The following is a 24,767-nucleotide window of genomic DNA, read 5'->3' on the forward strand; positions in this document are numbered from 1 at the left end:
GCGCCGAGGGGGGCGCTGCCCCCCGTCTCCTAGCGGAGCCTCCCCCCGGGATATTTATAGCCAGAAGAAACCGGGGCGCGGCGCGTTGACTTCTTCTGGCCTTAAATATCCCCGCCGGAGGCATCCGGCATCGCGGGCGGGCGCGATGCCGGTATCTTCAGGTGTTCTTGTCGCGTCGCAGGCGCGCGAAATACTCGACGCGTTTCTTTAGGTCTCGCTCAAATCCGCGTTCGACCGGCGCGTAAAAGTCCGTTCGGCCCATGGTTTCGGGGAAATAATCCTGACCAGAGAAGCCGTCCTCGGCGTCGTGGTCGTAGTCGTAGCCCTTGCCATATCCGATGTCCTTCATCAGCCGGGTCGGTGCGTTCAGGATGTGTTTTGGTGGCATCAGCGAGCCGGTCTTTTTCGCCGCCGCGCGGGCGGCTTTGTAGGCGACGTAGGCCGCATTGGATTTTGGCGCGAGCGCGAGGTAAATGACTGCGTTGGCCAGCGCCAGTTCTCCCTCGGGCGAACCGATGCGCTCGAAGGTTTGCCAGCTGTCTATGCAGACGGCCTGTGCCTGCGGATCGGCGAGGCCGATGTCTTCGACGGCCATACGCGTCAGGCGGCGGGCAAGGAAGCGCGGGTCTTCGCCGGCGTCAAGCATCCGGGCAAACCAATAAAGCGCCGCGTCCGGGTCAGAGCCGCGCACCGATTTATGCAACGCCGATATCAGGTTGTAATGCCCATCGCCGCCCTTGTCGTATTGCGCCGCGCGGCGCATCAGGCGTTGGGTCAGCTGCTCGGTGGTGAGCGGGGCGCCGGTCTTCCATGCCATCACCTGCTCGGCAAGGTTCAGCAGGGCCCGCCCGTCGCCGTCGGCCATTTCGATCAGCGCCTCGCGGGCTGCGCCATCCAGCGGCAGGGCGCGGCCAAGCTCGGTTTCCGCCCGCTGCGCCAGTTGTTCGAGATCCTTCGGCGCCAGCCGTTCGAGCACCAGCACCTGTGCGCGGCTCAAGAGCGCTGCGTTCAGCTCGAAACTGGGGTTCTCGGTGGTGGCGCCGACCAGAAGGATCGTGCCATCTTCCATGTGGGGCAGGAAGCCGTCTTGCTGGGCCTTGTTGAAACGGTGGATTTCGTCGACGAACAGCAGCGTGCCCTGACCGTTGGCGCGGCGGTGGCGGGCGGCGTCGAACACTTTGCGCAGGTCCGGCACTCCGGTGAAAATCGCGCTGATCTGCACGAAATGCAGGTCTGTCGCATCCGCCAGCAGGCGCGCGATGGTGGTTTTGCCAACCCCCGGCGGCCCCCACAGCACAATGCTGCCCAGAGAGCCCGAGTCCAGCATCACGCCCAGCGGTGACTCTTCGCCGAGCACCTGTGCTTGGCCGATGACCTCGGACAAGGCCTTTGGCCGCAGCCTGTCGGCCAGCGGGCGCGGGGCGCTGGAGGGGGGCTCGGGGGCGTCGCCGAATAGATCTGCCACGGGTCAGGCCCGGAAGCGCAGCGAGACGCGCGACGTCCCACGCTTGAGGATGATCGTCACGTTCGGCGCCGCCTTGCGCAGCAGCGGCCCCACATCGGAGGGGGCGGTCACCGCGCCGTTGCCGATCGCCAGCAGCATATCTCCGGTCCGCAGGCCGATCCGGGTGCCATAGGGGCCGGGGTCGGTGACGATGACACCGTCTTCGGTGAAGCTCATGCCCAGCTCGGTTTCGACCGCCGGGTTGATACGCGACAGGCTCAGGCCCGGCAGCACGTCGCGCGCGCCCAGCGTGACCGCTGCGCGGGCGGGGGTTTCTGGAGCGGCGATCATCTCGACCTGCGCGCTGCGTTCCGTGCCGCCGGACAGGTAATCCACATCCGCCACATGCCCGATGCCACGCACCGACATACGGAACAGCATTTCCGGCGGCGTGTTCACCGGCAACCCATCCACCTTCAGGATCACGTCTCCGGCCTTGAGCCCGGCCTTGGCGAAGGGGCTGGCCGGGTGCACCGCCGAGATCAGCACGCCGGTCGGCAGCCCCATCCCGAGGCTTTCCGAAATGTCCGAGGTCACCGGCTGGCTGCTGATTCCGGCCCATGGGCGCAGGAAGCGGTCGCTCCCGGCGCGGGCCTGATCGACGAATTGCTGCACCAGCGCCGCCGGAATCGCAAAGCCGACGCCGTTGGACCCGCCCGAGCGGGTCATGATCGAGGTGTTGACCCCGATCAGCCGGCCCGCCGTGTCGATCAGCGCCCCGCCTGAATTGCCGGGATTGATAGGGGCATCGGTCTGGATGAAATAGCCACGCGCATTGCCAGTCGCGACGCCCGAGCGCGCCAGCCCAGACACGATCCCCGAGGACACCGTCTGCCCGACGCCGAAAGGGTTGCCGATGGCAAGCACCAGCTCTCCGACCTCGACCGTGTCACTGTCGCGCAGGGGCAGGTAGGGCATGTCCTGCGCGCCGTCCAGTTGCAGGATGGCAAGGTCTGAATCCTCATCGGCCAGCAACAAGTTTGCGCCGTATTCCGCACCATTGTTCAGCACCACGCGGATATCGGTCGCCTGACCGACCACGTGATAATTCGACACCACGATGCCATCTGCCGACAGGATCACGCCGGAGCCAAGCGAGTTCTGCACCTGTGGGCGCGCGCCGAAGTCGCGGAAGATATTGCCGAACAGCGGGTCTCCGGCAAAGGGGCTGCGCGATTGCACCAGCCGGCTGGCGTAAATGTTCACCACCGCCGGGGCCGCCTGCTTTACCAGCGGCGCGAAGCTCAGCGAGATCTGCGCCTGACTCTGCGGCACGTCGGCCAGCGCGGGAAAAGACAGACAGAGAGCTAGGGCAATGGCGATGCGCAGCATGGGCGGTCCTTTGGCTTGTGCCTTGGTATGCCCCCGGCGGATCGGCAGATCAAGCCGGTGGAACAGGGCGCGCACGCAGGCGTTATCCTTATGAAACAAGCTAAAGGAGCCCGCGATGACCGAGCTGAAACAAGACACATGGGTCGTGGTGACGGACAGCGAAAAGGTGCTGTTCCTGCGCAATCTGACTGACCATGCCGATCCCAATCTCGACGTCATGGAGAAGGACGAGCAGGAAAACCCATCAGATCGCGAGCAGGGCGCCAATCGTCCCGGACGGATGGGCGACGGCGGGCCGGGCCAGAAATCGGCCTTGGACGATACAGACTGGCACGAGCTGCAAAAGGAACGCTTTGCCGCAGATCTTGCCGAACGGCTTTACGCCGAGGCGCACAAGGGCGCATTCCAAAGACTGGTGCTGGTGGCCTCGCCCGCGGTTCTGGGCGATCTGCGCGCCGCCCTGCACAAGGAAGTGACAGACCGAATCGTTGCCGAGGTGCCCAAGACCCTGACCAATCACCCGATCCGAGAGATCGAGGCGCTGGTGAAGAAAGAGCTCGAGAGCGCCTGACCCCTGCCCGAGACATGAAAAAGGGCGCTGCGGGGAAACTCGCAGCGCCCTCTCTCGTCTATCGCTTGCGCGATGTGCCTTATTCGGCGTCTGCTGCTTCGAGAGCGGCAAGGCGGGCCTTGTCGGCCGAGCCTTTTGCATCGACGTCGCGGTCGATCAGTTCGATGATCGCCATCGGCGCCATGTCACCGTAACGGAAGCCGGCCTTCAGAACACGGCAGTAACCGCCCGAACGCTCGGCGTAGCGCGGCCCGAGGATTTCGAACAGCTTTGCGACGTGGATGTCCTGCTTCAGCTGGGCGGCAGCCTGACGACGGGCGTGCAGATCGCCGCGCTTGCCAAGGGTGATCAGCTTGTCGATGATCGCCTTGAGTTCCTTGGCCTTGGGCAGAGTGGTCTTGATCTGCTCGTGCTCGATCAGCGAGCCGGCCATGTTCGCCCACAGCGCCTTGCGGTGCTCGTGGGTGCGGTTCAGGCGGCGGTAACCTTTTGCGTGACGCATTGTCGTGTCTCCTAAAGATGCCCTCTACGGGCGGTTTTGCTTTGTCAGGCGGCCCATGCGGTGCGGGTCGCTCTCCTTGGGGTTGTTACACCCGGGGTTCCCCGAGGGGATGGACCGGCGAGGCGCCCTCTCCGACGCGCCGCCGATCCGTCGCTAAGGCTCTTAGAACTGGTCTTCGAGCTTCTTGGCGAGATCTTCGATATTTTCTGGCGGCCAATCCTCGACATCCATACCGAGGTGCAGGCCCATGGCCGACAGCACTTCTTTGATCTCGTTGAGCGACTTGCGGCCGAAGTTCGGGGTGCGGAGCATCTCGGCTTCGGTCTTCTGGATCAGATCGCCGATGTAGACGATGTTGTCGTTCTTGAGGCAGTTGGCCGAACGCACGGACAGTTCCAGCTCGTCCACCTTCTTGAGCAGAAGGGGGTTGAACTCGAGACCGTCGTCGTCGTCCTGACGGCTGGCCGCTTCGGGTTCGTCGAAGTTGACGAAGATCGACAGCTGGTCCTGCAGGATGCGGGCCGCGTAGGCGATGGCGTCGTCAGGCGTGACGGAGCCGTCGGTCTCGACCTTCATGGTCAGCTTGTCATAGTCCAGAACCTGACCTTCGCGAGTCGGTTGCACCTCGTAAGAGACGCGCTTGACCGGCGAATAGATGGCGTCGATCGGGATCAGGCCGATGGGCGCATCTTCGGGCTTGTTCTTGTCGGCAGAGACATAGCCTTTGCCGGTGTTGACGGTCAGCTCGACGAACAGGTCGGCGCCGTCGTCGAGGTGGCAGATCACGTGGTCCTTGTTGAGGACCTCGATGCCATTGCTTTCGGCGATGTCACCGGCGGTGACGACACCCGGACCCTTGGCGTTGATGGTCACGCGCTTGGGGCCTTCGACTTCCATGCGCAGCGACACGCCCTTGAGGTTCAGCACCACGTCGGTGACGTCTTCACGCACACCGGCCACGGAGGAAAACTCGTGCAGCACGTTGTCGATCTGAACGCTGGTGATGGCCGCGCCCTGAAGGCTCGACAGCAGCACGCGACGCAGCGCGTTGCCCAGCGTCAGGCCGAAGCCGCGTTCCAGCGGTTCTGCGACCACTGTTGCCACCCGCGAAGGGTCGGCGCCAGGGCGAACCTCCAGCTGGGTCGGCTTGATAAGTTCAGCCCAGTTCTTGTGGATCATGCGTCCCTCCATTCCTGTCCGTGCCCCATGTCCTAAAGGCAAAGACGCCCGAGGTTGAAATGACGACAGCAGGGCCCCGCTGAAAAGCAGGGCCCCGCCATGTAGATAAGTCCGATCAGACGCGACGGCGCTTCGGCGGACGGCAGCCGTTGTGTGCAATCGGCGTCACATCACGGATCGAGGTGATGTTGAAACCTGCGGCAGCCAGTGCGCGCAGTGCCGATTCACGGCCCGAGCCGGGGCCTTGGACTTCGACTTCAAGCGTTTTCACGCCATGTTCCTGTGCCTTCTTGCCAGCGTCTTCTGCGGCGAGCTGAGCGGCATAGGGGGTCGATTTCCGCGAACCTTTGAAGCCCATGGTGCCAGCAGACGACCATGCGATCGCGTTGCCCTGCACATCCGAGATCAGGATCTTGGTGTTGTTGAACGAAGAGTTCACATGCGCCACGCCTGCGGCGATGTTCTTGGAGACCTTCTTCTTGCCTCCGCGACGAGTATCACGTGCCATTGATGCAGCCCTCCCTTACTTCTTCTTGCCGGCGATGGCCTTTGCGGGGCCTTTGCGCGTACGAGCGTTGGTGTGGGTCCGCTGACCGCGAACCGGAAGGTTGCGACGATGACGCAGGCCACGGTAGCAGCCAAGGTCCATCAGGCGCTTGATGTTCATCTGCGTTTCGCGACGCAGGTCACCTTCGACGGTGAAGTTCGCGTCGATGTGCTCGCGGATGGCGAGAACTTCGGCGTCGGACAGCTGGTTGACGCGACGGGTCGCGTCGATGCCCACGGCTTCGCAGATCGCTTTCGCCGAGGTGTGACCGATACCGGTGATGTAGGTGAGGGCGATGGGCACCCGCTTTGCAGTCGGGATGTTGACGCCGGCAATACGTGCCAAGTCCATATTCCTTTTCGTTGCGGTTCCGTAGTTCCAGAACCTTTTTTCACAACATGAGCCCGAAGCGCGCACGCCCGGGCTTTCCGCTGCTTGAGGTGATCTGCGGACGGGAAAACCCGGCCACCAGAAAACGAGTCTCTATCAGAGATGGGGGTGGGTATGAGGATTCGGACGAAGCGTCAAGTCCCTTTTCCAGCGCCGGAGCGCCGAGGCAGGTTTTTCCCGTTCAAGCCGCGTTTTGCGGGCAGAGGCGCAAACGCAAAAGGGCGGCCACAGGGGCCGCCCTTCGGGTTTTACAGCATGGAATTATGCGTCCATGCAGCTGGCGAGCGCGGCCTTGACCTCTTCCATCGGGCCCATGCCGTCGATCCGCTCATAGACGCCCTTGGCATAGTAATAACCGATCAGCGGCGAGGTGGTCTTGTAATAGGCCATCAGGCGCACGCGCAGGGCGTCTTCGGTATCGTCGGCGCGAGGCGTCTGGCCAGCGGCCTTTGCCTGCTCGGCACGCCCGACGATGCGCGAGACCAGCGCCTCGTCATCGACGCGCAGCTCGATCACCTTGTCCACAGCCTGACCCATTTCCTCGAGCAGCTCACCAAGCGCATCGGCCTGTTTCAGCGTGCGCGGAAAGCCGTCGAAGATGAAGCCCGACGCCTTGCTGGTCGAGACCTTCTCGCGGATCAGGCCGATGACGATCTCGTCGGTGACCAGCTGGCCACTGTCCATGATCGCGGCGACCTTCTTGCCCATTTCGCTGCCGCTGGCCTTCGCCTCGCGCAGCATGTCGCCGGTCGAGAGCTGGACCATGCCGCGTTCGCTGACCAGAAACCCGGCCTGTGTGCCTTTGCCCGCTCCCGGCGGTCCAAGAAGAATGATGTTCATCGCCGTGCAGGCCCTCTCCGCTTCGTCTTTGTCTTACCCTTGCCGCGCAGCTGCGACTTCTGAATAAGACCTTCGTATTGATGCGCCAGCAGGTGCGATTGAACCTGTTGGATCGTGTCCATGGTCACCGACACGACGATCAGCACCGAGGTTCCGCCAAAATAGAACGGGATGGCGAACTGCGCGCGCAGGAATTCCGGGAAGAGACAGACCAGCGCAAGATAGCCCGAACCCAGCACCAGCACGCGGTTGACCACGTATTCAAGATGCTCGGCGGTGCGCTTGCCCGGACGGATGCCCGGAATGAAGCCGTTCTGGTTCTTGAGGTTGTCGGCCACATCGTCGGGTTTGAACGACACGTTGAACGTATAGAAATAGGCGAAGAAGATGATCATCGCCGCAAAGAACAGCAGGTACAGCGGCTGGCCGGGGCCAAAATAGGCAAGGATCGTGGACATGATCGGCGACGTGGTGCCCGAGTGGCTGAAGGTCGCGATGGTGGTCGGCAGCAGCAGCAGCGAGCTGGCAAAGATCGCCGGAATGACGCCAGCCGGGTTGACCTTGACCGGCAGGTGCGAGCTTTGCGCCTCGGTCATCTTCATGCCGACCTGGCGGCGCGGATACTGGATGGTGATCTTGCGCAGCGCCCGTTCCATGAACACCACGAACATGATCACCACGACGACCATCACGATCGCGCCAAGGATCACCGCCGGCGACACCGCACCCGAGCGACCCGAAGAGAAGAACTGCGCCAGTGCGGCGGGGATCTCGGCCACGATGCCGACGAAGATGATCAGCGAAATGCCGTTGCCGATGCCGCGGGCGGTGATCTGTTCGCCCAGCCACATCAGGAACATGGTGCCGCCAACCAGCGTGATCACCACAGCCGCGCGGAAATACCAGCCCGGATCATGGGCAAGGTCGCCCGCCTCGAGCGACACCGCAAGGCCATAGGCCTGGAACAGCGCCAGAAACACCGTGCCGTAGCGGGTGTACTGGTTCATCTTCTTGCGGCCCTGTTCGCCCTCTTTCTTCATCTGTTCCAGCGCGGGAACCATAGCCCCCAGCAGCTGCACGATGATCGAGGCCGAAATATAGGGCATGATGCCAAGGGCAAAGATGCCCATCCGCCCCAGCGCGCCGCCGGTGAACATGGACACCATGCCGCCGATGCCCTGTCCTGCCTGTTCCATGAACTGGCGCAGGGCCGCGCCGTCGATGCCGGGAACGGGGATATACGTCCCCAACCGGTAGACGACCAGCAGGCCAAGCGTGAAGAAGATGCGATTGCGAAGGTCTGTCGCCTTGCCGAGTGCCGCCCAGCTCGTGTTGGCGGCCATTTGTTCCACAGCGGATGCCATGCGGGTCCTCTATTCAAGAGAAACGCCGCCGGAAGCGCTTTCCGGCTCCGGCGGCGTTCGTGGAAAACGTGGGGTTCTGTGTAAGCGGCACTCGCACCGCTCACAACCCGCTTAATTGACCGCTTACTCGGCAGCCACCGCAACCTTGAGCGCACCACCTGCCTTTTCGACAGCCTCGACAGCGGCTTTCGACGCGCCGGTGGCCTCGATGGTGAGGGCCGAGGTGATCTCGCCCTTGGCAAGAACGCGGATGCCGTCGAGCTTGCGGCGCACGAGGCCCGAAGACACGAGGGTCTCTTCGGTGATGGCGCCTGCTTCAAGCTTGCCGGCGTCGACGAATTTCTGGATCAGGCCGAGGTTCACAACGGCATAGGCCTTGCGGTTCGGCTTGTTGAAGCCGCGCTTGGGCAGACGCTGGTACAGCGGCATCTGGCCGCCTTCGTAGCCGTTGATAGCCACGCCCGAACGGGATTTCTGACCCTTGATACCACGGCCACCCATTTTGCCCTTGCCGGAGCCGGGGCCACGACCAATGCGTTTCTTGGTCTTGGTTGCGCCGGGATTGTCGCGCAGTTCGTTGAGTTTCATATCGCTTCTCCATTGCCGGACATGGCCCCCGAAGCGATTGGGCCAGACTCGGCGTGACGTGTTTCGTGAATCGGTGGCGCAATGCCACCGGGGGCCTATAGCGCCCGATGTGCCGTCTTGCAAGAAAAACGGGGGCGATGGATCGCCCCGCGCGGCGGGCTTATTGCGCGCCTTTTTCCAGCGCGTCGAGACGGGCCTTGAGCGTCTCGTTTTCTTCGCGGGCCTTCTGCGCCATGGCGCGCACCGCGTCGAATTCCTCGCGGGTCACAAAATCGCGATCGGCCAGCCAGCGGTCGATCATTGATTTCATCGCGGTTTCCGCCTCGCTGCGGGCGCCCTGCGCCACGCCCATCGCGTTGGTCATAAGCTGGGAAATGTCGTCGAACACCTTGCTGCGCGTCTGCATGGAAGCCTCCTGATACGCTGTTCTGATCTATATGGTATGGATGGGGCGTCGGCTCAAGGTTGACTTCCCCCACGCGGGCATATCAACCATGCGTTCATGATCGCCGCCATTCCCTTTCCGCCGCTCTCGCCCGAGCTTTTCTCGATCTCGATCGGAAGCTTTGAATTTGCCCTGCGCTGGTATGCGCTTGCCTATATCGCTGGCATCCTGCTGGGCTGGAGACTGGCGAGCGCGGCGGTAAAGCGCGCCGCGCTGTGGCGGAATGACGCGCCGCCGATGAGCGCCGAAGAGGTCGAGCAATTCGTGACATGGGTGATCCTCGGGATCATCCTTGGCGGGCGGCTGGGCTTTGTGCTGTTCTATCAGCCCGCCTATTACCTGACGCACCCGGTCGAGATCCTGATGGTCTGGCAGGGCGGCATGTCGTTCCACGGCGGGCTGCTGGGGGTGATCCTTGCGGTGCTGCTGTTCTGCCGCAGCATCGGCGCGCCGCTGGTGCCGGTCGCCGACATGATGGCGCTGGCGGTGCCGCCGGGGCTGTTGCTGGGGCGCCTCGCCAATTTCGTCAATGCCGAGCTGTGGGGCCGCCCGACCGATCTGCCATGGGGGGTGATCTTTCCCGGCGCGGCGGCGCAGGATTGCGGGCAGGCGTTTGGCGAATTCTGCGCCCGGCACCCCTCGCAGCTTTACGAGGCCGGGCTTGAAGGGCTGATCCTTGGCGGTCTGCTGATCTGGCTGGCCTTCGCGCGCGGCGCGCTGAAACGGCCCGGGTTGGTCGCTGGGCTGTTCTTCATCGGCTACGGTCTGGCGCGTTTTGCGGTGGAACTTGTTCGCCAGCCCGATGCGCAGTTCGTCTCGGAGGGTAATCCGCTGGGGCTGGCGTGGCATGTCGGCGGCTACGGGCTGACCATGGGGCAAATCCTGTCACTGCCGATGCTGGTCGTTGGCCTGAGCTTTCTGCTGATGGCACGGCGGCGCGCATGACGGCGCTGGCAGAGATCCTGCACCGGCGCATCGCGGCCGAAGGGCCGATGAGCATCGCCGAGTACATGACCCTTTGCCTGCTGCACCCGGTGCATGGCTATTACACCACCCGCGATCCGCTGGGCGCGGACGGCGATTTCACCACCGCCCCCGAGATCTCGCAGATGTTCGGCGAGCTGATTGGCCTGTCGTTGGCGCAATCGTGGATCGATCAGGGGCGGCCTGACTTTGTGCTGGCCGAGCTGGGGCCGGGGCGCGGCACGCTGATGAACGATGCGACGCGGGCGATGGGCGCGGTGCCGGGGATGCTCGAGGCGGCGCAGATCTACCTCGTCGAAGCCTCGCCCACGCTGCGCGCCCGTCAGGCCGAGGTGCTGGGCGGGATGTCGCCAATCTGGGTCGACAGCCTTGCCGATCTGCCCGAGGCTCCGCTGTGGCTGGTGGCGAATGAATTTTTTGATGCGCTGCCGATCCGCCAGTTCCTGCGCGCGGGCGAGGGCTGGGCCGAGCGCGTCGTCGGCCAGTCGGACGGGCATCTGGCCTTTGGCCTGACCGAGCCTGCGCCGGTGGCCGCGCTGGCGCATCTGGTGCCGAGCACCCCAGAGGGCACGCTGATCGAAACCTGCAGCCCGGCGCAGGGCGTTGCGGCAGAACTGGGCCGCCGCATCGCGCAGCATGGCGGCGCGGCGCTGATCATCGACTATGGTGACAACGGCAGCGCGGGCAACACGTTTCAGGCAGTGCGCGCGCATGAAAAGGTCTCGGCGCTGGCGCAGCCGGGGCAGGCCGATCTGACCGCCCATGTCGATTTCTGCGCGCTGGCGCAGGCCGCGCCCTGTGCCCATACCGCGCTGGTGCCGCAAGGGGTGTTCCTTGAAACGCTGGGCATTACGCAGCGGGCGCGAAGGCTGGCGCAGGGGCTTGCCGGGCCTGCGCTTGAGGCGCATATCGCCGCACATCGCCGGTTGACGCATCCCAGTGAAATGGGTTCGCTGTTCAAGGTGCTGGGATTCGTTCCCGAAGGGGCTCCGGTGCCGCCGGGGTTGCTTGCCGCCGATCTTCGCGAGAGATGACATGACACTGGAAATCATCACGTCCGACAGCCTGGCCCCGTTTCGCCACGGCTTCTTCACCCGCAAGGGCGGAGCGTCGTCGGGCGTGTTCTCGGGGCTCAACTGCGGCAATGGCTCGTCGGACCAATCCGAGATCGTCGCCATCAACCGAAGCCGCGTCGCCGATGCGATGCAGGTGCCGCTGACGCATCTGGTCAACCTGCACCAGACCCATTCCGCCGAGGTGGTCACCGTCAGTGGCCCGCTTGACAGGCAGGTGCCCGAGGCCGACGGGCTGGTCAGCGCAACGCCGGGCGTGGCGCTTGGCGTGCTGACCGCCGATTGTCAGCCGGTGCTGTTCGCAGATGCGGCGGCCGGGGTGGTCGGCGCGGCACATGCGGGCTGGAAAGGCGCGCTTGGCGGCGTGCTCGAGGCCACCGTCGACGCCATGCTGGCGCTTGGTGCCACGCGGCAGGGCATCCGCGCGGTGATCGGCCCGGCGATCAGCCAGCGCGCCTACGAGGTCGGCCCGGAGTTCTTTGAACAGTTTCTCGCCGAAGATCCGTCCTATGCGCGGTTCTTTGCGGCGGGGCTGGGCGATCGGATGCTGTTCGATCTTCCGGGCTTTGGGCTGTACCGGCTGCGCGATGCCGGCATTGCGGCGGAATGGACACGTCATTGCACCTATTCCGATCCGGCGCGGTTCTTCTCCTATCGCCGGTCCTGCCACGACAAGGAAGCCGATTATGGGCGGCTGATGTCGGTCATCCGGCTGTAGGCGGAAACAAATCGCCGGATTCCGCTGAATTGTCGCGGCTTCGTCAGGAATTCGCCCCATTTTTCGAACAATGTGAACCAGACAGCCCCGGGCGTCGCCCGACAAGCAAGGATGCGTTCACATGACCGACCCCGCCAAAGCCAGAAAACCCAGTCGCTTTGTGGCCTCTGCCTTCGTCACCGCGACGACCTCTGGTATCCGGTTGCCCTCGGCACGTCAGGCCCGCCATGCCAAGGCCGCGCTGCGCGGCAAACCCGCCGCCGCGCCGCGCAAGAGCGCCTGAGAGCGCGCTGTCCCTTGCCCGCGATTCGCCGGGCATCGACAAAATGTGGCCGGATCGTCCGGAAAAATCCGACAATCGAGTTTGACGAACCGGATTGATTGCCTGAAATCGATCAGATCCGGTTCGATTTTGACAGGGCCTGCGCATTGCGGCCTTATCGTGTACAACGTAATCGCGAATGTCCTTCTGTCGTTGTTGGTGGGGGCCAGCTTCGGATGTGACCGACCTGTATGAGGTGTCACATGTCCAGTCTCCATCCTTTGAACCGGCCCCGGGGCAATGTGGTTTCACGGCGCGCGACCGTTTCCCTGCGGGATGAGCAGCCTCGGCGCGCCTCCACTCTCATGCGCAAGTATGAGGCCACCGCGCTGCTGCCCGATCTGTCCATCGTTCATAAAGCGCATGTCGCCCCGGCACTGGCGCTGTTCGAAGACGCAACCACCGCCTTTGCCCGTGGCACGCTGCTGCCGACCGTGCGCGGCCCTGTCGCCATCGAAGACCTGCTGCCCGGCGATTACCTTCAGACCAGCGAAGGCACGCAGCCGGTGCTGTGGATCGGTTCGACCACCTATGTGCCGGGAATCGACGACGACGTGTCGACGCTGGCCCGGCTGGCCCGGATCACCGCTGATGCCTTCGGCCCCAGCCGCCCGATGAGCGACGTGCTGGTCGGCCCCGCCGCGCGGATGGTGCTGCGCCGCGACCGGCTGCGCGCCCTGATCGGGCAGGACAGGGTGCTGGTGCCGGTGTTGGAATTCGCCGATGGCGAGCGTATCGTGCAGATCACCCCGGCAGGAGCGGTGCAGATGTATCACCTGATGGTGCCGCGACACGGCACGCTGCGGGTCGGCGGCATCGAGATGGAAAGCTACCACCCCGGCAAAGCCATCGCCAAGCCGCTGCCCGACGCGCTGCGCGGGCTGTTTCTGGGCATGTTCCCCAACATCGGCGTGATGCAGGACTTCGGCGATCTGAGCATGACCCGCACGACACGCGCCGCGATCGACGCGCTGATCGCGTCGTGATCAGGCGGAGCGGCTGAGCCGTTCCTCGAGCACATCAAAAGGCACGCCCGGCTCGTCCTTGGCGCCGCGGATCACCAGCGACGTCTTGACCGATCCGACGTTGTCGGCGGTCAGCAGCTGGCCGGTCAGGAAGGACTGGAAGGTCGACAGGTCAGGCGCCACGCATTTGAGGATGAAATCCACCTCGCCGTTCAGCATGTGGCATTCGCGCACCAGCGGCCAGGCGCGGCAGCGGTCTTCGAATACGCGCAGATCGGCTTCGGCCTGACTTTGCAGCCCGACGCTGACAAACACCTGCACCTCGAAACCCAGCTCGCGGGGGTCGACATCGGCGTGGTAGCCGCGGATGAACCCCTGTTCCTCAAGGGTGCGGACCCGGCGCAGACAGGGCGGCGCACTGATTCCGACGCGCTTGGCCAGCTCGACGTTGGTCATGCGGCCGTCCGCCTGAAGTTCGGCCAGAATCTTGCGGTCGATCGGATCGAGCCGGTTGCCGGGCATGGCGAGTCCTTTTGGTATTTCGCGATTGTTATAGCATCGCCGGCCGGCGGCGCAATAAAGTTTCGCTCTGACGAAAGATTGTTAACGATATGTCGCGCGCAGACGAGCTTTTCCGCCCGGGGTTTGCGCGCGCCGTTCGCATCTTTATATGCAGTGCGACTGATAAAGATTCCAGACCGAAACCTGCTGCGAGGCTCCTCCATGTCCGACACACGCCACACCAAGGCCCTGATCATCGGCTCCGGCCCGGCGGGCTATACCGCTGGCATCTATGCCGCGCGCGCCATGCTCTCGCCGATTCTGGTGCAGGGGCTAGAGCCCGGTGGCCAGCTGACCACCACGACCGAGGTCGAGAACTGGCCCGGTCACACCGAAGTTCAGGGCCCCGAACTGATGGTCACCATGGAAGCTCACGCCAAGGCGATGGGCACCGAGATCATCTCGGACATCATCACCTCGCTTGACTGTTCGGTGCGCCCCTTCGTGGCCAAGGGCGACAGCGGCGCGACCTATACCGCCGACGCGGTGATCCTTGCCACCGGCGCGCGGGCGAAATGGCTGGGGCTGGCGTCGGAAGAGGCCTACAAAGGCTTTGGCGTGTCGGCCTGCGCGACCTGCGATGGCTTCTTTTATCGCGGTCAGGAAATCGTGGTGGTCGGCGGCGGCAATACCGCTGTCGAAGAGGCGCTGTTCCTGACCAATTTCGCCAGCAAGGTGACGCTGATCCACCGCCGCGACGAGCTGCGCGCCGAGAAAATCCTTCAGGATCGCCTGTTCAAGCACCCAAAGATCAAGACGCTTTGGCATCACCAGCTCGAAGAGGTCGTGGGCGAGGACAACCCCAAGGGCGTCACCGCGGTGCGTGCCATAGATGTGCGCAGCGGCGAGATCGCCGAGATTCCCTGCAAGGGCGTGTTCATCGCCATCGGCCATGCGCCTGCGAGCGAGCTGGTGAAGGATCAGCTGGAAACCCATATGGGCGGCTATGTGAAGGTCCGGCCCGGAAGCACCGAAACCTCGGTTCCCGGGGTGTTCGCCGCGGGCGATCTGACCGACCACGTCTATCGTCAGGCAGTCACCTCGGCAGGCATGGGCTGCATGGCGGCGCTCGATGCGGAACGCTGGCTGGCCGAGCAGGGGCTGGATTCGGGCAAGGACGAATCCGAGCCTCTGGGCTACGGCGCCCCCGTTGACGCAACGCATTGATCCCGGTCTTCTGGAGTTTTCCTGCGAAAATTCTAGGAGACTTTCGCACCGCCGAAGATTATTCATCTAAATAATCTTCAAGACCCGGTCCAGATGGCGAGAGTTTGCTGCATATCCGGGACCATCGTTCCATTCTTGCGCAAGCGGGTTGAAATCAACCTGCTTGCGTGGCTAAAGCCAATTTATACCGTCCGCGGCACCGCATTTCGACTTCCTTGACGAGAGATCTGTTCATGACCATGTCCGCCAATCTGGCTCCGATCCCCGAGCTATACGTTTCCTATGATAGCGCCCAGAAACTGAAGGTCGAGGCGGCGGAGCTCGTCTCTCTCGATCTGACCCCGCGCCAGATCTGCGATCTCGAGCTGCTGATGAACGGCGGCTTCTACCCACTCAAGGGGTTCCTGTCCGAAGCGGATTACGACGGTGTCGTCGAGAACATGCGCTTGGCAGACGGCACGCTCTGGCCGATGCCGATCACGCTGGACGTGTCGGAGAAATTCGCCGACAGCATCGAGATCGATCAGGACATCGCGCTGCGCGATCAGGAAGGCGTGATCCTTGGCACCATGACCGTCACCGACAAGTGGGTGCCGAACAAGGCGCGCGAGGCCGAAAAGGTCTTTGGCGCCGATGATGACGCGCATCCGGCGGTCAACTACCTGCACAACACCGCGGGCAAGGTCTACCTTGGCGGCCCGATCACCGGCATCCAGCAGCCGGTGCATTACGATTTCCGCGCCCGTCGTGACACGCCCAACGAACTGCGCGCCTATTTCCGCAAGCTCGGCTGGCGCAAGGTTGTCGCCTTCCAGACCCGCAACCCGCTGCACCGCGCCCATCAGGAGCTGACCTTCCGCGCCGCGCGTGAATCCGAAGCCAACCTGCTGATCCACCCGGTTGTCGGCATGACCAAGCCCGGCGATGTCGATCACTTCACCCGCGTGCGCTGCTACGAGGCGGTGCTCGACAAATACCCGGCCTCGACCACCGCGATGTCGCTGCTGCCGCTTGCCATGCGCATGGCCGGCCCGCGCGAGGCGGTCTGGCACGGCCTGATCCGCAAGAACCACGGCGTGACCCATTTCATCGTCGGCCGCGACCATGCCGGCCCCGGCAAGAACAGCCAGGGCGAAGACTTCTACGGCCCCTATGACGCGCAAGAGCTGTTCAAGGAGCACGAGGCCGAGATGGGCATCGAAATGGTGCCGTTCAAACACATGGTCTATGTGCAGGAACGCGCCCAGTACGAACCCAATGACGAGATCGCCGACAAGGAAAACGTCACGATCCTGAACATTTCGGGCACCGAACTGCGTCGCCGCCTGCAAGAGGGTCTCGAGATCCCCGAATGGTTCTCGTTCCCCGAGGTGGTCAAGGAACTGCGCCGCACCAAGCCGCCGCGCTCCAAGCAGGGCTTCACCGTGTTCTTCACCGGGTTCTCGGGGTCGGGCAAATCGACCATCGCCAACGCGCTGATGACCAAGCTGATGGAAATGGGTGGGCGTCCGGTGACGCTGCTCGATGGCGACATCGTGCGTAAGAACCTGTCGTCGGAGCTGGGCTTTTCCAAAGAGCACCGTGACCTGAACATCCGCCGCATCGGCTATGTCGCGTCGGAAATCACCAAGAACGGCGGCATCGCGATCTGTGCGCCGATCGCGCCCTATGCGGCGACCCGCCGCGCGGTGCGCGAGGATGTCGAACAGTTCGGCGCCTTCATCGAAATCCACGTTGCCACCAGCATCGAGGAATGCGAGCGCCGGGACCGCAAGGGCCTGTATAAGCTGGCGCGTGAGGGCAAGATCAAGGAATTCACCGGGATCTCCGATCCCTATGACGTGCCGCAAAACCCCGAATTGTCGGTCGAGACCGAGAATGTCGATGTCGACAACTGCGCGCATCAGGTGATCCTGAAGCTGGAAAGCATGGGTCTGATCGCCGCGCATTAAGCGGTGCAGATCTCTGGCAACCGAAAGGCCCCGCGCAGCGTTCTGCGCGGGGCCTTTTTGCATTGGCCTGCCGTTCAGGGGTAACCGCGCTATTTTGCCAAAATTTCATGCAATGAGTTAACCATTTAATCATTCCATGCGTGCGATCGTCTGACAGCATTTCATGGAGCGGCCACTTGCAAAAATTCGGAACACTCGCCACTTGCGTCGGTCTTGCGATCGCCACGGTGTCCTCGGCCCAGGCCGCCACCGTGATCGCCGATGGCAACGGCACCGCGAATAGCGCTGATTGCACTTTTGGCTGCGTCACCCGCTATCAGCAGATGTACAGCTCTGCGCTGTTTTCCGGCGTGAATGACATCACGTCGCTAAGCTTTTTCGTCGCGGATAATTCCCCGACCAGTGCATTCGCCAACAGCATCTACCAGTTGAGCCTGTCCACGGCGGCTACCTCGCTAGGCAGTATGAGCAGCACCTTTGCCTCGAACGCCGGCAGCGATGCGACAATCTTCGATGTGATCACGCTGAATGGCAGTCTCGCCGGGGGCAGTGCCATCACCTTCAACGGCAGCTTTGCCTATGATGCGTCTCTGGGCGATCTTCTGGTCGACATTCAGCACCTGTCGGGGCCGCGCCTGTCGACAAATCTGAGCTACAACCAAGGGGGCGACACCGACGGCGAGTACATGCGGCTTTACAGCTTTGGTGGGACCACGTCGGGTTACAGTCCGGCGGCCTATGGCAACCTGACCAGCTTCGAGGTGTCGCCGGTCTCGCCAGTGCCGTTGCCGGCCGGTGTCTGGATGCTTGGCCTTGGGCTGGCCGGGCTTGGTGCGCTGCGCCGCAAGGCTGCCTGATCCGGCAGGGGCAGCTTAAACCTCGTGCGAAAGGAATTGCGCGCGGGGTATATCCCGGCCGAGGCGCCGGGCGCTGCTGATCGGCAGCGTCGTGCCAGCCTGTCTGGCGCAAGATGATGCCTTTCCTGGCCGTCGTCACCAGAAGCCGGTTACCGATCCGGCGTGGTTCGTGTCGGCAACGGTGCCTGTCAGCGCTTTGCAGTCTTCGCGCCGTTGTAGATAGCTGAAATCCCGATGAAATCCGCCGCGAAGGCCGAGTGCGGCGCGCTGTACATCTCGAGTGGGGCACCAAGCTGGGCGATGCGTTCAGGCGGGGCCAGCTCCTCTATCTGGGAGGCGAGGATGATGGTGGTGCTAGTGTCGCTGCGGCGACGCTTGATCTCCAGCTACATCTCTTCGCACAGCGTGGCATCAAGCGCCGACAACTTTACGCAGCGAGGCGCAGGTGCCCCAACATCGCGTTGGAAACGTTGCCGCGTCTGTGCCGCCGCTCCTGTGCGGCAGGATCGCTGCGGCTGTGGGAAAAACCGCCTTGGCGGTGCAGACGCGTCCTCGCAGGCCAGATGTCCTGAGACGTAAAACCAGAAGTCCTGCCGCAAGGCATAGCTCGGCCCTAAGTCATCTGCTGGGCAAGCATAGGCTAGGCCTAACCACTGCTGCTGTTTTTGATATTTTACGCCGCAGTGCGGCGGTGCTTGTCTGATCCGGCAGGGCGCCTCGATCGTCTTGCCGCCTTTCCCGCAAGGCCCGGCAACCGGGCGGCGCGGGGTCTTCTTTGACACGCTGACGGATCTGGTTTTGTGCAGCTCTGCGTAACAGCGTGTCGGGGTCCATGAGGGTGGCAAGGGCAGACCGATCCGCGCTCGCTTGTGTGCGGCGAATTCAAGACCGGCCCTGATCCGATCCAGCATGGAGTGATGCCTTTATGACGACTGTCGCCGCCTCGCGTCGTGCCATCTATCGGGGCGGTGTGGCCGCCGCCAACTGCCCGCCGGCCAATAACGCCTATGAATTCATCTCTGCCGAGCGTGCACAGCTGCTACCGCCCGTCCCCGCGACCATCAAGGGCCTGACCCCGATGGACGGCGACGACCGGGGCGACAATCATGATCCGCTCGTCGGGCGTTTCAACCAATGGCTGTTGACGGGTTAAGGCCCGCAGCCCTGCGGGCGCGGCGATGATCTCTTTCGCCGCGCCCGGTCCCCTGTGTCCTTTATGTCCTTGAAAGAGCAGAAGATGACCAAGAAACAGCTCGCCATCGCAACCCTGATCGAAGCCTACGGCCAGCACGCCGCTGCCTGGCTGACCGACGAGGCCGACCCCGGTTCGCCCACCGATATCGAATATTTCAAGACCATCGCGCAGATCTGCGAGCGTGGGAAATTCGATTTCTACTTCATCGCCGATACGCCGGCCTGCCGCACTGGCGACATCGAGACTTGGGCGCGCTCGCCGATGTACATGAACCAGCTCGAGCCGATCACCCTGCTGACGGCGCTTGCCGGGGCCACGTCGAAGATCGGGCTGGCCGCCACCGCCTCGACCAGCTTTTACGAGCCTTACAATCTTGCCCGGCTTTTTGCCTCGCTCGATCATATCTCGGGTGGGCGCGCAGGCTGGAACGTCGTGACCTCGGCCAATGATTTCGCTGCCCGCAACTTTGGCGCAGACCGCCTGCCGCCGCACGCCAAGCGTTATGCCAAGGCCAAGGAATTCTACGAGGTGGTCACCGCGCTCTGGGACACATGGGAAGACGATGCCTTTATCTATGACAAGGAAAAGCAGCTCAATTTCGATCCGGCCAAGATGCATCTGGTCGATCACGAGGGGGAATTCTTCAGGGTCAACGGTGCGCTGAACATCGCGCGCCCGCCGCAGGGCTACCCGGTGATCCTTGAGGCGGGCGGGTCCGAGGCGGGCAAGGAATTCGCCGCGCAGACCGCCGAGGCGGTGTTCGGCGTGGCCACCAATATCGACGAGGCCATCGCCTTTTACGCCGATCAGAAATCGCGGATGCCGAAATATGGCCGCAACCCAGATCACCTCAAGGTCATGGCCGGGGCGACCATCGTGGTGGGCGAAAGCGCCGAAGAGGCCAAGGCCCGGTTCGACAAATGGCAGGCGCTGATCCACCCGGATGTCGGCCTGCTGCGCATCAAGCAGGACATCGAAACCGACCTGTCGGACCTGCCGCTTGACGAGCCGGTGCCGGTTGATCGCATCCCGGCGGAGTCGAATTATCACCGCTCGTATTTCGACGAAGTGGCGGGGATGATCCGCCGTGGCCTGACTCTGCGCGAGATCTGCCAGCAATACACCCGCGCCAAGGTCACGCTGTTCGGCTCGCCCGAGGAAATCGCCGACCTGATGCAGGAATGGCTCGACCGCGAGGCCTGCGACGGTTTCATGATCACCTTCCCGGTGATCCCCTCGACCCTCACCGATTTCGTCGAAAAGGTTGTGCCGATCCTGCAACAGCGCGGCATCTTCCGCGAGGAATACACCGGCAGCACCTTGCGCGAGCATCTGGGCCTGCCGCGCCCTGAAAACCGTCATGTCATGGCGCAGAAGGCGGCGGTGAATGGCTGATCTTGCGGCCTCGGCCATGGCGGTGCCACGGGCGCGGCTGCCGCTGAACCCGGTGTGCTGCGCCGCGCCGGGGAGGCTGCTGGTGCTGCGGAGCCGGGCGCTGATCCGGTCCGGGCGCAGCGGAGCCCTGCAAGGCGTCGTTGCCCTATTGCTGGGCGGCGGGCTGAAAACAACGCTTCCCAGACGGATGTGGGACAGCATAAACCTGCAAACAAACCCGATACTCGCCGCGGCCTCTGTTGTCGTGCTGCTGATCGTGCTGATCTTTTTTGGCGCGATGGAGCTGGCGCAGATCCGTCGCGGCGGCAAGAATGGATACATCAGATGGACGCACGCGTAGACATCATCGACGAGACACAGGCCCGGATCGACCTTGCCGCCGCCCTGCGCATGACCGCGCGGGCCGGGATGAATGAAGCCGTCGCCAACCATTATTCCATCGCGCTCAGCGCCGACGGGATGCGTTTCCTGATCAACCCCAAGTGGATGCACTGGGGCCGGGTCAAGGCGTCTGATATGGTGCTGGTCGATCTCAACGACGGCACGGTGCATGACAACGTCGACACCACGGCGATGAAGATCCATGGACAGGTGCACAAGCTCTGCCCCGCCGCCCGTGTCGTCATGCATCTGCATCCGATCATGACCACGGCGCTGGCTTCAATCGACCCGCCGGGGATGCCGGCCATCGACCAGAACTCGGCGCGCTATCACAATCGTCTGGCGGTCGATCTGGGCTATGGCGGCATGGCCAATTCCGATGCTGAAGGTGCACGGCTGGCGGGTCTGATGGGCAACAAGTCGCGGCTGCTGATGGGCAATCACGGCGTGATGATCACCGCCCCCACCATGGGCGAGGCATGGGACGACATCTACACCTTCGATCGCGCCGCGCAGACCGTCATTGCGGCGATGTCCACCGGCCGCCCGCTGCTGACGCTGTCCGAGGCCGACGCCGAACAGACCGCGCAGGACTGGGAGATGATCGGCGACTTCTGCATCGCGCATTTCGAAGAGATGAAGCTTATTCTTGATGCGGAATGCCCGGATTACAAGGATTGATGTCTGATGGCAGGGCATGTTCGCGTGCCCTGCCGCCAACCGCGCTATATGGCATGGGGACAGCTCCTCTCGCCGAAAGAAAGACCCATGACAAAGACCGCCCCGACCCAGATTTCCGACCCCGTTGCCCTGACGCAAACGATGTTTCGCGATGGCATGGCCCGCCTTGCCGGCGCGGTGAATATCGTGACAACCGATGGCCCGGCGGGGAAGGCGGGGCTGACCGCCTCGGCGGTGTGTTCGGTCACCGATACGCCGCCGACGCTGCTGGTCTGCGTCAACCGCTCGTCCTCGGCAGCGCCGTCGTTTCTGGCCAATGACGCGATCTGCGTGAACACGCTCGGCCCGGAGCATCAGGAGCTGGCGATGATCTTCGGCGGCAAGAAGCCGATGGCGGATCGGTTTGCTTCGGCCGAGTTCGGCACCGGCGCAAGCGGTGCCCCGGTGCTGAGGGATGCGGTGGTCAGCTTTGATTGCAAGGTGTCGCAGCGCGCCGTCGTCGGCACGCATGAGGTGATTTTCTGCGAGGTGATCGAAGTCACCCAATCCGAGGGTGGCTCTGCGCTGGCCTATTTCGCGCGCAAGTTCCACGAGCTCGACGGCTGAGCCTGCGACCGGTCCGAAGCGGGCCGGGTGGGGGCGTCGGTGGTTTTTGCCCGGGGCGCGGCTTTGGTTCAACCTATGCAGTGCTGCAATACATATTAATTTTCCAAAAGTAACGATCCGGGTATGACAGGGCCATGCGCCACCGCAGGAAGGACCACGAGACATGCCGCAGACCATAGATACCATAGATACCATCGTCGTCGGAGCCGGGCAGGCGGGCGTTGCCATGTCCGAACATCTGGGCCGCGCGGGGATTTCGCATCTGGTGCTGGAACGCGCCCGCATCGCCGAGCGCTGGCGCTCCGAGCGCTGGGATTCGCTGGTGGCGAACGGCCCGGCCTGGCACGACCGCTTTCCGGGGCTGGAATTTCCCGGCGGGCCGGATGATTTTGTCCCCAAGGATGCCGTCGCCGATTACTTCGTCGATTACGCCCGCAAGATCGACGCGCCGGTGCGCTGCGGGGTCGAGGTCAAGCGGGTCTCGAAACTGCCCTCGCAGCGTGGCTTTCTCGTGGAAACCTCGCATGGCGATTACGAGGCACTGAACGTGGTGGCCGCCACCGGCCCGTTTCAAAAGCCGGTGATCCCGGCGGTGATCGACGACGCAGCGCCGGTGATGCAGATGCACTCGTCGGGCTACAAGAACCCCGCGCAGCTGCCCGAGGGCGCGGTGCTGGTGGTTGGCGCCGGCTCGTCTGGCGTGCAGATCGCCGACGAGCTGAACCGCGCCGGGCGCAAGGTGTTCCTGTCGGTGGGGCCGCATGATCGGCCGCCGCGGGCCTACCGAGGGCGGGATTTCGTCTGGTGGCTCGGGGTGCTCGGGCTGTGGGATCTGGCGACCCCGCCTGCGGGTGCCGAGCATGTGACCATCGCCGTCAGCGGAGCGCGCGGCGGCGAGACCATCGATTTTCGCCGCCTCGCTAGCGAAGGCATCACCCTGCTGGGCCGCACCGAAGGCTATGCCTCGGGCAAGGTCAGCTTCCTTGGCAATATCGCGCAGATGGTCAAGGGCGGAGACGACAACTACCTTGCGCTGCTCGACGCCGCCGACGCCTATGTGGCGCGCAACGGGCTCGACCTGCCCGAAGAGCCCGAGGCGCGGGTGATCCGCCCCGATCCCGAGTGCATGACCCACCCGATCACCGAGCTCGACCTTGCCGCCGAGGGCATCGGCACGATCCTCTGGGCCACCGGCTTCGTGCAGGATTATAGCTGGATCGAAGCGCCGACCTTTGACGCGCAGGGCCGCCCGATCCACCGGCGCGGCGTGTCCGAAGAGCCGGGGATCTACTTCCTTGGCCTGCCGTGGCAATCGCGGCGCGGCTCGTCCTTCATCTGGGGTGTCTGGCACGACGCCAAACACGTGGCCGACCAGATCGCCATCCGGCACGCCTATTTCACCTATCATGACGACGCCAACGCGCAGGCGGCCCCCGCCGCGGCGCAAGGCTAAACAGGAGACCACCCCGTGGCACATACGCGGATCCGCACGTTCAACACCAAGGAAACCTACCCCGAGCAGAACCTCGACAACGACCTGTGTCAGGCCGTGGTCACGCAGGGAGGCAAGACGGTGTATCTGCGCGGGCAATGCCCGCAGAACCTTGACGATGCCAAGAACATCGAAAGCCATGATCCGGTCGAACAGACCCACAAGGTCATGCAGAACATCAAGCAGCTCATCGAAGAGGCGGGCGGCGAGATGGAGCATCTGGTCAAGGTCGTCGTCTACATCACCGACGTGCGCCACCGCGAGGCGGTCTACCGGACCATGGGCGAATACATCAAGGGCGTGTATCCGGTGTCGACCGGCCTCGTGGTCAGCGCGCTAGCCCGCCCCGACTGGCTGGTCGAGATCGACGGCACGGCGGTGATCCCGGACTGACCCGCACGACAGGCGTCCGCCTCGACGGGCGGGCGTCTGCGGGTGATCGATGGTGATCATTCGAAGCTGCGGGCGCATGGCCCTGCCATGTCTGCTTTGAGCCGGTGCCGTTGAAAACGCACTGGCGATCTGCTCTTCGGGATGATGATTCTAGGGATATAGGGGGCTGCAATCCTGGCGCCCAAATGATCGGGCTTTTCGGCCAATCAACACCGCAGGGGTACTCACCTCAGCGAGCTTGGCCAATTTCCTTTCGGTCAGGATTCATCCCCAAAAGATGAAGAGAGTCGCGAGCGCGATGGTGGAAAGGAAGACCTTGCGGCAACGGTCGTAGCGGGTGGCCACACGCCTCCAGTCCTTGAGCCTGCTGAACATGATTTCGATGCGTCGCTTGTCCCTTGCCCGGCAGGGCATTGCAAAGCAATGTCCCGAGAGGGGTACTTGACCGGTGTCTTGCGTTTCTTCCGGCCAGGGATACAGGCGCGTATCCCCTTGTCCTGCAACGCTTCTCTGAGCCGGTCAGAGTCGTAGCCACGATCCCAAAGCAGCCATTTGACGTTTGGTAGGCCGCTGAGCAATGCGCGCGCGCCGATGTCATCGCTGACCTGTCCGACGGTGCTGAACAAGTCGATCGCTCGTCCCTGACTGTCGCAGATGGCGTGCAGTTGCTATTCATGCCGCCTTTGGTTCGACCAATCAGACGGCCGAGGCCAGCCTGGCCATCATCGGGGCGAAGACGCCTTTCCCGCTCCAACCTTTCCAC

General features: G+C 63.4%; 27 protein-coding genes and 1 pseudogene. 16 read left to right on the top strand and 12 right to left on the bottom strand.

Annotated elements, in window-relative coordinates; genetic code table 11:
- Positions 1-157: 157 nt before the first annotated feature.
- Together KO516_RS03115 and KO516_RS03120 are read right to left on the bottom strand one after the other, a co-directional pair.
- Entirely contained in the window at positions 158-1,465 is a 1,308-nt protein-coding gene (locus tag KO516_RS03115) for a replication-associated recombination protein A (protein WP_216002353.1), read from the bottom strand.
- A 3-nt stretch (positions 1,466-1,468) separates the two neighbouring features.
- Positions 1,469-2,836 carry a trypsin-like peptidase domain-containing protein gene (locus KO516_RS03120; RefSeq protein WP_216002377.1) on the bottom strand — a complete coding sequence of 456 codons (1,368 nt, stop codon included), beginning with the start codon at positions 2,834-2,836 and terminating at the stop codon, positions 1,469-1,471.
- 115 nt (positions 2,837-2,951) lie between these two features.
- On the opposite strand from KO516_RS03120, the gene KO516_RS03125 reads away from it, so the two are divergent.
- Positions 2,952-3,407: a host attachment family protein gene (locus KO516_RS03125; RefSeq protein WP_216002354.1), complete on the top strand. Its 456-nt coding sequence runs from the start codon at positions 2,952-2,954 to the stop codon at positions 3,405-3,407.
- Between the two features lie 79 nt (positions 3,408-3,486).
- Here KO516_RS03125 and rplQ read toward each other — a convergent pair whose 3' ends face one another.
- From rplQ to KO516_RS03165, 8 genes are all read right to left on the bottom strand, one after another.
- On the bottom strand, positions 3,487-3,909 hold the full coding sequence (gene rplQ / locus KO516_RS03130) for a 50S ribosomal protein L17 (RefSeq protein WP_216002355.1): 423 nt from the start codon (positions 3,907-3,909) through the stop codon (positions 3,487-3,489).
- A gap of 162 nt (positions 3,910-4,071) precedes the next feature.
- Complete coding sequence (locus KO516_RS03135) at positions 4,072-5,088, bottom strand: DNA-directed RNA polymerase subunit alpha (protein WP_216002356.1); 1,017 nt, start codon at positions 5,086-5,088, stop codon at positions 4,072-4,074.
- A gap of 115 nt (positions 5,089-5,203) precedes the next feature.
- The gene (gene rpsK / locus KO516_RS03140; protein ID WP_009506355.1) at positions 5,204-5,596 is read right to left on the bottom strand and encodes a 30S ribosomal protein S11; all 393 of its coding nucleotides are present in this window, start codon (positions 5,594-5,596) and stop codon (positions 5,204-5,206) included.
- Positions 5,597-5,611: 15 nt separating this feature from the next.
- Positions 5,612-5,980 carry a 30S ribosomal protein S13 gene (gene rpsM, locus KO516_RS03145; RefSeq protein ID WP_216002357.1) on the bottom strand — a complete coding sequence of 123 codons (369 nt, stop codon included), beginning with the start codon at positions 5,978-5,980 and terminating at the stop codon, positions 5,612-5,614.
- A gap of 306 nt (positions 5,981-6,286) precedes the next feature.
- Complete coding sequence (locus tag KO516_RS03150) at positions 6,287-6,865, bottom strand: adenylate kinase (RefSeq protein ID WP_216002358.1); 579 nt, start codon at positions 6,863-6,865, stop codon at positions 6,287-6,289.
- Positions 6,862-8,229, bottom strand: coding sequence for a preprotein translocase subunit SecY (secY, locus tag KO516_RS03155; protein WP_216002359.1), 1,368 nt, complete (start codon positions 8,227-8,229; stop codon positions 6,862-6,864). The genes KO516_RS03150 and secY overlap by 4 nt, the downstream gene beginning before the upstream one ends.
- Before the next feature lie 123 nt (positions 8,230-8,352).
- Positions 8,353-8,817: a 50S ribosomal protein L15 gene (gene rplO / locus KO516_RS03160; RefSeq protein WP_216002360.1), complete on the bottom strand. Its 465-nt coding sequence runs from the start codon at positions 8,815-8,817 to the stop codon at positions 8,353-8,355.
- A gap of 160 nt (positions 8,818-8,977) precedes the next feature.
- Entirely contained in the window at positions 8,978-9,223 is a 246-nt protein-coding gene (locus KO516_RS03165; protein ID WP_216002361.1) for an accessory factor UbiK family protein, read from the bottom strand.
- A 96-nt stretch (positions 9,224-9,319) separates the two neighbouring features.
- On the opposite strand from KO516_RS03165, the gene lgt reads away from it, so the two are divergent.
- The 5 genes from lgt (at position 9,320) to KO516_RS03190 (ending at position 13,345) form a co-directional block, all read left to right on the top strand.
- A complete protein-coding gene (gene lgt / locus KO516_RS03170; protein ID WP_216002362.1) occupies positions 9,320-10,207 on the top strand; it encodes a prolipoprotein diacylglyceryl transferase in 888 nt (295 codons plus the stop codon).
- Positions 10,204-11,280 (top strand): class I SAM-dependent methyltransferase, encoded by a 1,077-nt coding sequence (locus tag KO516_RS03175; RefSeq protein ID WP_216002363.1) that lies wholly within the window; start codon positions 10,204-10,206, stop codon positions 11,278-11,280. Before lgt ends, KO516_RS03175 begins: the two co-directional genes overlap by 4 nt.
- Position 11,281: 1 nt before the next feature.
- A complete protein-coding gene (gene pgeF / locus KO516_RS03180) occupies positions 11,282-12,037 on the top strand; it encodes a peptidoglycan editing factor PgeF (protein WP_216002364.1) in 756 nt (251 codons plus the stop codon).
- Between the two features lie 121 nt (positions 12,038-12,158).
- Positions 12,159-12,320 carry a hypothetical protein gene (locus tag KO516_RS03185; RefSeq protein ID WP_216002365.1) on the top strand — a complete coding sequence of 54 codons (162 nt, stop codon included), beginning with the start codon at positions 12,159-12,161 and terminating at the stop codon, positions 12,318-12,320.
- Positions 12,321-12,664: 344 nt separating this feature from the next.
- Positions 12,665-13,345 (top strand): Hint domain-containing protein, encoded by a 681-nt coding sequence (locus KO516_RS03190; protein ID WP_216002366.1) that lies wholly within the window; start codon positions 12,665-12,667, stop codon positions 13,343-13,345.
- Here KO516_RS03190 and KO516_RS03195 read toward each other — a convergent pair whose 3' ends face one another.
- Positions 13,346-13,846: an Lrp/AsnC family transcriptional regulator gene (locus KO516_RS03195; RefSeq protein ID WP_216002367.1), complete on the bottom strand. Its 501-nt coding sequence runs from the start codon at positions 13,844-13,846 to the stop codon at positions 13,346-13,348. It lies immediately after the preceding gene.
- A 201-nt stretch (positions 13,847-14,047) separates the two neighbouring features.
- Here KO516_RS03195 and trxB point away from each other — a divergent pair, with 201 nt between their 5' ends.
- From trxB to KO516_RS03245, 10 genes are all read left to right on the top strand, one after another.
- On the top strand, positions 14,048-15,052 hold the full coding sequence (gene trxB, locus KO516_RS03200) for a thioredoxin-disulfide reductase (RefSeq protein WP_216002368.1): 1,005 nt from the start codon (positions 14,048-14,050) through the stop codon (positions 15,050-15,052).
- Positions 15,053-15,285: 233 nt separating this feature from the next.
- The gene (locus KO516_RS03205; protein WP_216002369.1) at positions 15,286-17,004 is read left to right on the top strand and encodes a bifunctional sulfate adenylyltransferase/adenylylsulfate kinase; all 1,719 of its coding nucleotides are present in this window, start codon (positions 15,286-15,288) and stop codon (positions 17,002-17,004) included.
- Positions 17,005-17,180: 176 nt separating this feature from the next.
- Entirely contained in the window at positions 17,181-17,861 is a 681-nt protein-coding gene (locus KO516_RS03210) for a VPLPA-CTERM sorting domain-containing protein (RefSeq protein WP_252737368.1), read from the top strand.
- A 925-nt stretch (positions 17,862-18,786) separates the two neighbouring features.
- Entirely contained in the window at positions 18,787-19,014 is a 228-nt protein-coding gene (locus tag KO516_RS03215) for a hypothetical protein (RefSeq protein WP_216002370.1), read from the top strand.
- 84 nt (positions 19,015-19,098) lie between these two features.
- Positions 19,099-20,451 carry an LLM class flavin-dependent oxidoreductase gene (locus tag KO516_RS03220; protein ID WP_216002371.1) on the top strand — a complete coding sequence of 451 codons (1,353 nt, stop codon included), beginning with the start codon at positions 19,099-19,101 and terminating at the stop codon, positions 20,449-20,451.
- Positions 20,444-20,791: a hypothetical protein gene (locus KO516_RS24010; RefSeq protein WP_252737369.1), complete on the top strand. Its 348-nt coding sequence runs from the start codon at positions 20,444-20,446 to the stop codon at positions 20,789-20,791. The genes KO516_RS03220 and KO516_RS24010 overlap by 8 nt, the downstream gene beginning before the upstream one ends.
- The gene (locus tag KO516_RS03230; protein WP_216002372.1) at positions 20,776-21,513 is read left to right on the top strand and encodes a class II aldolase/adducin family protein; all 738 of its coding nucleotides are present in this window, start codon (positions 20,776-20,778) and stop codon (positions 21,511-21,513) included. Before KO516_RS24010 ends, KO516_RS03230 begins: the two co-directional genes overlap by 16 nt.
- A gap of 87 nt (positions 21,514-21,600) precedes the next feature.
- Complete coding sequence (locus KO516_RS03235; protein ID WP_216002373.1) at positions 21,601-22,119, top strand: flavin reductase; 519 nt, start codon at positions 21,601-21,603, stop codon at positions 22,117-22,119.
- 163 nt (positions 22,120-22,282) lie between these two features.
- On the top strand, positions 22,283-23,572 hold the full coding sequence (locus KO516_RS03240) for an NAD(P)/FAD-dependent oxidoreductase (protein WP_216002374.1): 1,290 nt from the start codon (positions 22,283-22,285) through the stop codon (positions 23,570-23,572).
- A gap of 15 nt (positions 23,573-23,587) precedes the next feature.
- Entirely contained in the window at positions 23,588-24,004 is a 417-nt protein-coding gene (locus tag KO516_RS03245; protein ID WP_216002375.1) for a RidA family protein, read from the top strand.
- A gap of 264 nt (positions 24,005-24,268) precedes the next feature.
- Here KO516_RS03245 and KO516_RS03250 read toward each other — a convergent pair.
- Positions 24,269-24,767, bottom strand: a pseudogene (locus tag KO516_RS03250) (IS5 family transposase); the annotation flags it as partial.

The sequence above is a fragment of the Citreicella sp. C3M06 genome (assembly GCF_018860705.1).
Lineage (GTDB): Bacteria > Pseudomonadota > Alphaproteobacteria > Rhodobacterales > Rhodobacteraceae > Salipiger.

What these genes read in the sequence shown, in the direction of transcription:
- KO516_RS03120 (WP_216002377.1), bottom strand. Translation starts at nt 2,836, where the DNA reads ATGCTGCGCATCGCCATTGCCCTAGCTCTCTGTCTGTCTTTTCCCGCG.
- KO516_RS03125 (WP_216002354.1), top strand. Translation starts at nt 2,952, where the DNA reads ATGACCGAGCTGAAACAAGACACATGGGTCGTGGTGACGGACAGCGAA.
- rplQ (WP_216002355.1), bottom strand. Translation starts at nt 3,909, where the DNA reads ATGCGTCACGCAAAAGGTTACCGCCGCCTGAACCGCACCCACGAGCAC.
- KO516_RS03135 (WP_216002356.1), bottom strand. Translation starts at nt 5,088, where the DNA reads ATGATCCACAAGAACTGGGCTGAACTTATCAAGCCGACCCAGCTGGAG.
- rpsK (WP_009506355.1), bottom strand. Translation starts at nt 5,596, where the DNA reads ATGGCACGTGATACTCGTCGCGGAGGCAAGAAGAAGGTCTCCAAGAAC.
- KO516_RS03150 (WP_216002358.1), bottom strand. Translation starts at nt 6,865, where the DNA reads ATGAACATCATTCTTCTTGGACCGCCGGGAGCGGGCAAAGGCACACAG.
- secY (WP_216002359.1), bottom strand. Translation starts at nt 8,229, where the DNA reads ATGGCATCCGCTGTGGAACAAATGGCCGCCAACACGAGCTGGGCGGCA.
- rplO (WP_216002360.1), bottom strand. Translation starts at nt 8,817, where the DNA reads ATGAAACTCAACGAACTGCGCGACAATCCCGGCGCAACCAAGACCAAG.
- KO516_RS03165 (WP_216002361.1), bottom strand. Translation starts at nt 9,223, where the DNA reads ATGCAGACGCGCAGCAAGGTGTTCGACGACATTTCCCAGCTTATGACC.
- lgt (WP_216002362.1), top strand. Translation starts at nt 9,320, where the DNA reads ATGATCGCCGCCATTCCCTTTCCGCCGCTCTCGCCCGAGCTTTTCTCG.
- KO516_RS03175 (WP_216002363.1), top strand. Translation starts at nt 10,204, where the DNA reads ATGACGGCGCTGGCAGAGATCCTGCACCGGCGCATCGCGGCCGAAGGG.
- pgeF (WP_216002364.1), top strand. Translation starts at nt 11,282, where the DNA reads ATGACACTGGAAATCATCACGTCCGACAGCCTGGCCCCGTTTCGCCAC.
- KO516_RS03185 (WP_216002365.1), top strand. Translation starts at nt 12,159, where the DNA reads ATGACCGACCCCGCCAAAGCCAGAAAACCCAGTCGCTTTGTGGCCTCT.
- KO516_RS03190 (WP_216002366.1), top strand. Translation starts at nt 12,665, where the DNA reads ATGCGCAAGTATGAGGCCACCGCGCTGCTGCCCGATCTGTCCATCGTT.
- KO516_RS03195 (WP_216002367.1), bottom strand. Translation starts at nt 13,846, where the DNA reads ATGCCCGGCAACCGGCTCGATCCGATCGACCGCAAGATTCTGGCCGAA.
- trxB (WP_216002368.1), top strand. Translation starts at nt 14,048, where the DNA reads ATGTCCGACACACGCCACACCAAGGCCCTGATCATCGGCTCCGGCCCG.
- KO516_RS03205 (WP_216002369.1), top strand. Translation starts at nt 15,286, where the DNA reads ATGACCATGTCCGCCAATCTGGCTCCGATCCCCGAGCTATACGTTTCC.
- KO516_RS03215 (WP_216002370.1), top strand. Translation starts at nt 18,787, where the DNA reads ATGACGACTGTCGCCGCCTCGCGTCGTGCCATCTATCGGGGCGGTGTG.
- KO516_RS03220 (WP_216002371.1), top strand. Translation starts at nt 19,099, where the DNA reads ATGACCAAGAAACAGCTCGCCATCGCAACCCTGATCGAAGCCTACGGC.
- KO516_RS24010 (WP_252737369.1), top strand. Translation starts at nt 20,444, where the DNA reads ATGGCTGATCTTGCGGCCTCGGCCATGGCGGTGCCACGGGCGCGGCTG.
- KO516_RS03230 (WP_216002372.1), top strand. Translation starts at nt 20,776, where the DNA reads ATGGACGCACGCGTAGACATCATCGACGAGACACAGGCCCGGATCGAC.
- KO516_RS03235 (WP_216002373.1), top strand. Translation starts at nt 21,601, where the DNA reads ATGACAAAGACCGCCCCGACCCAGATTTCCGACCCCGTTGCCCTGACG.
- KO516_RS03240 (WP_216002374.1), top strand. Translation starts at nt 22,283, where the DNA reads ATGCCGCAGACCATAGATACCATAGATACCATCGTCGTCGGAGCCGGG.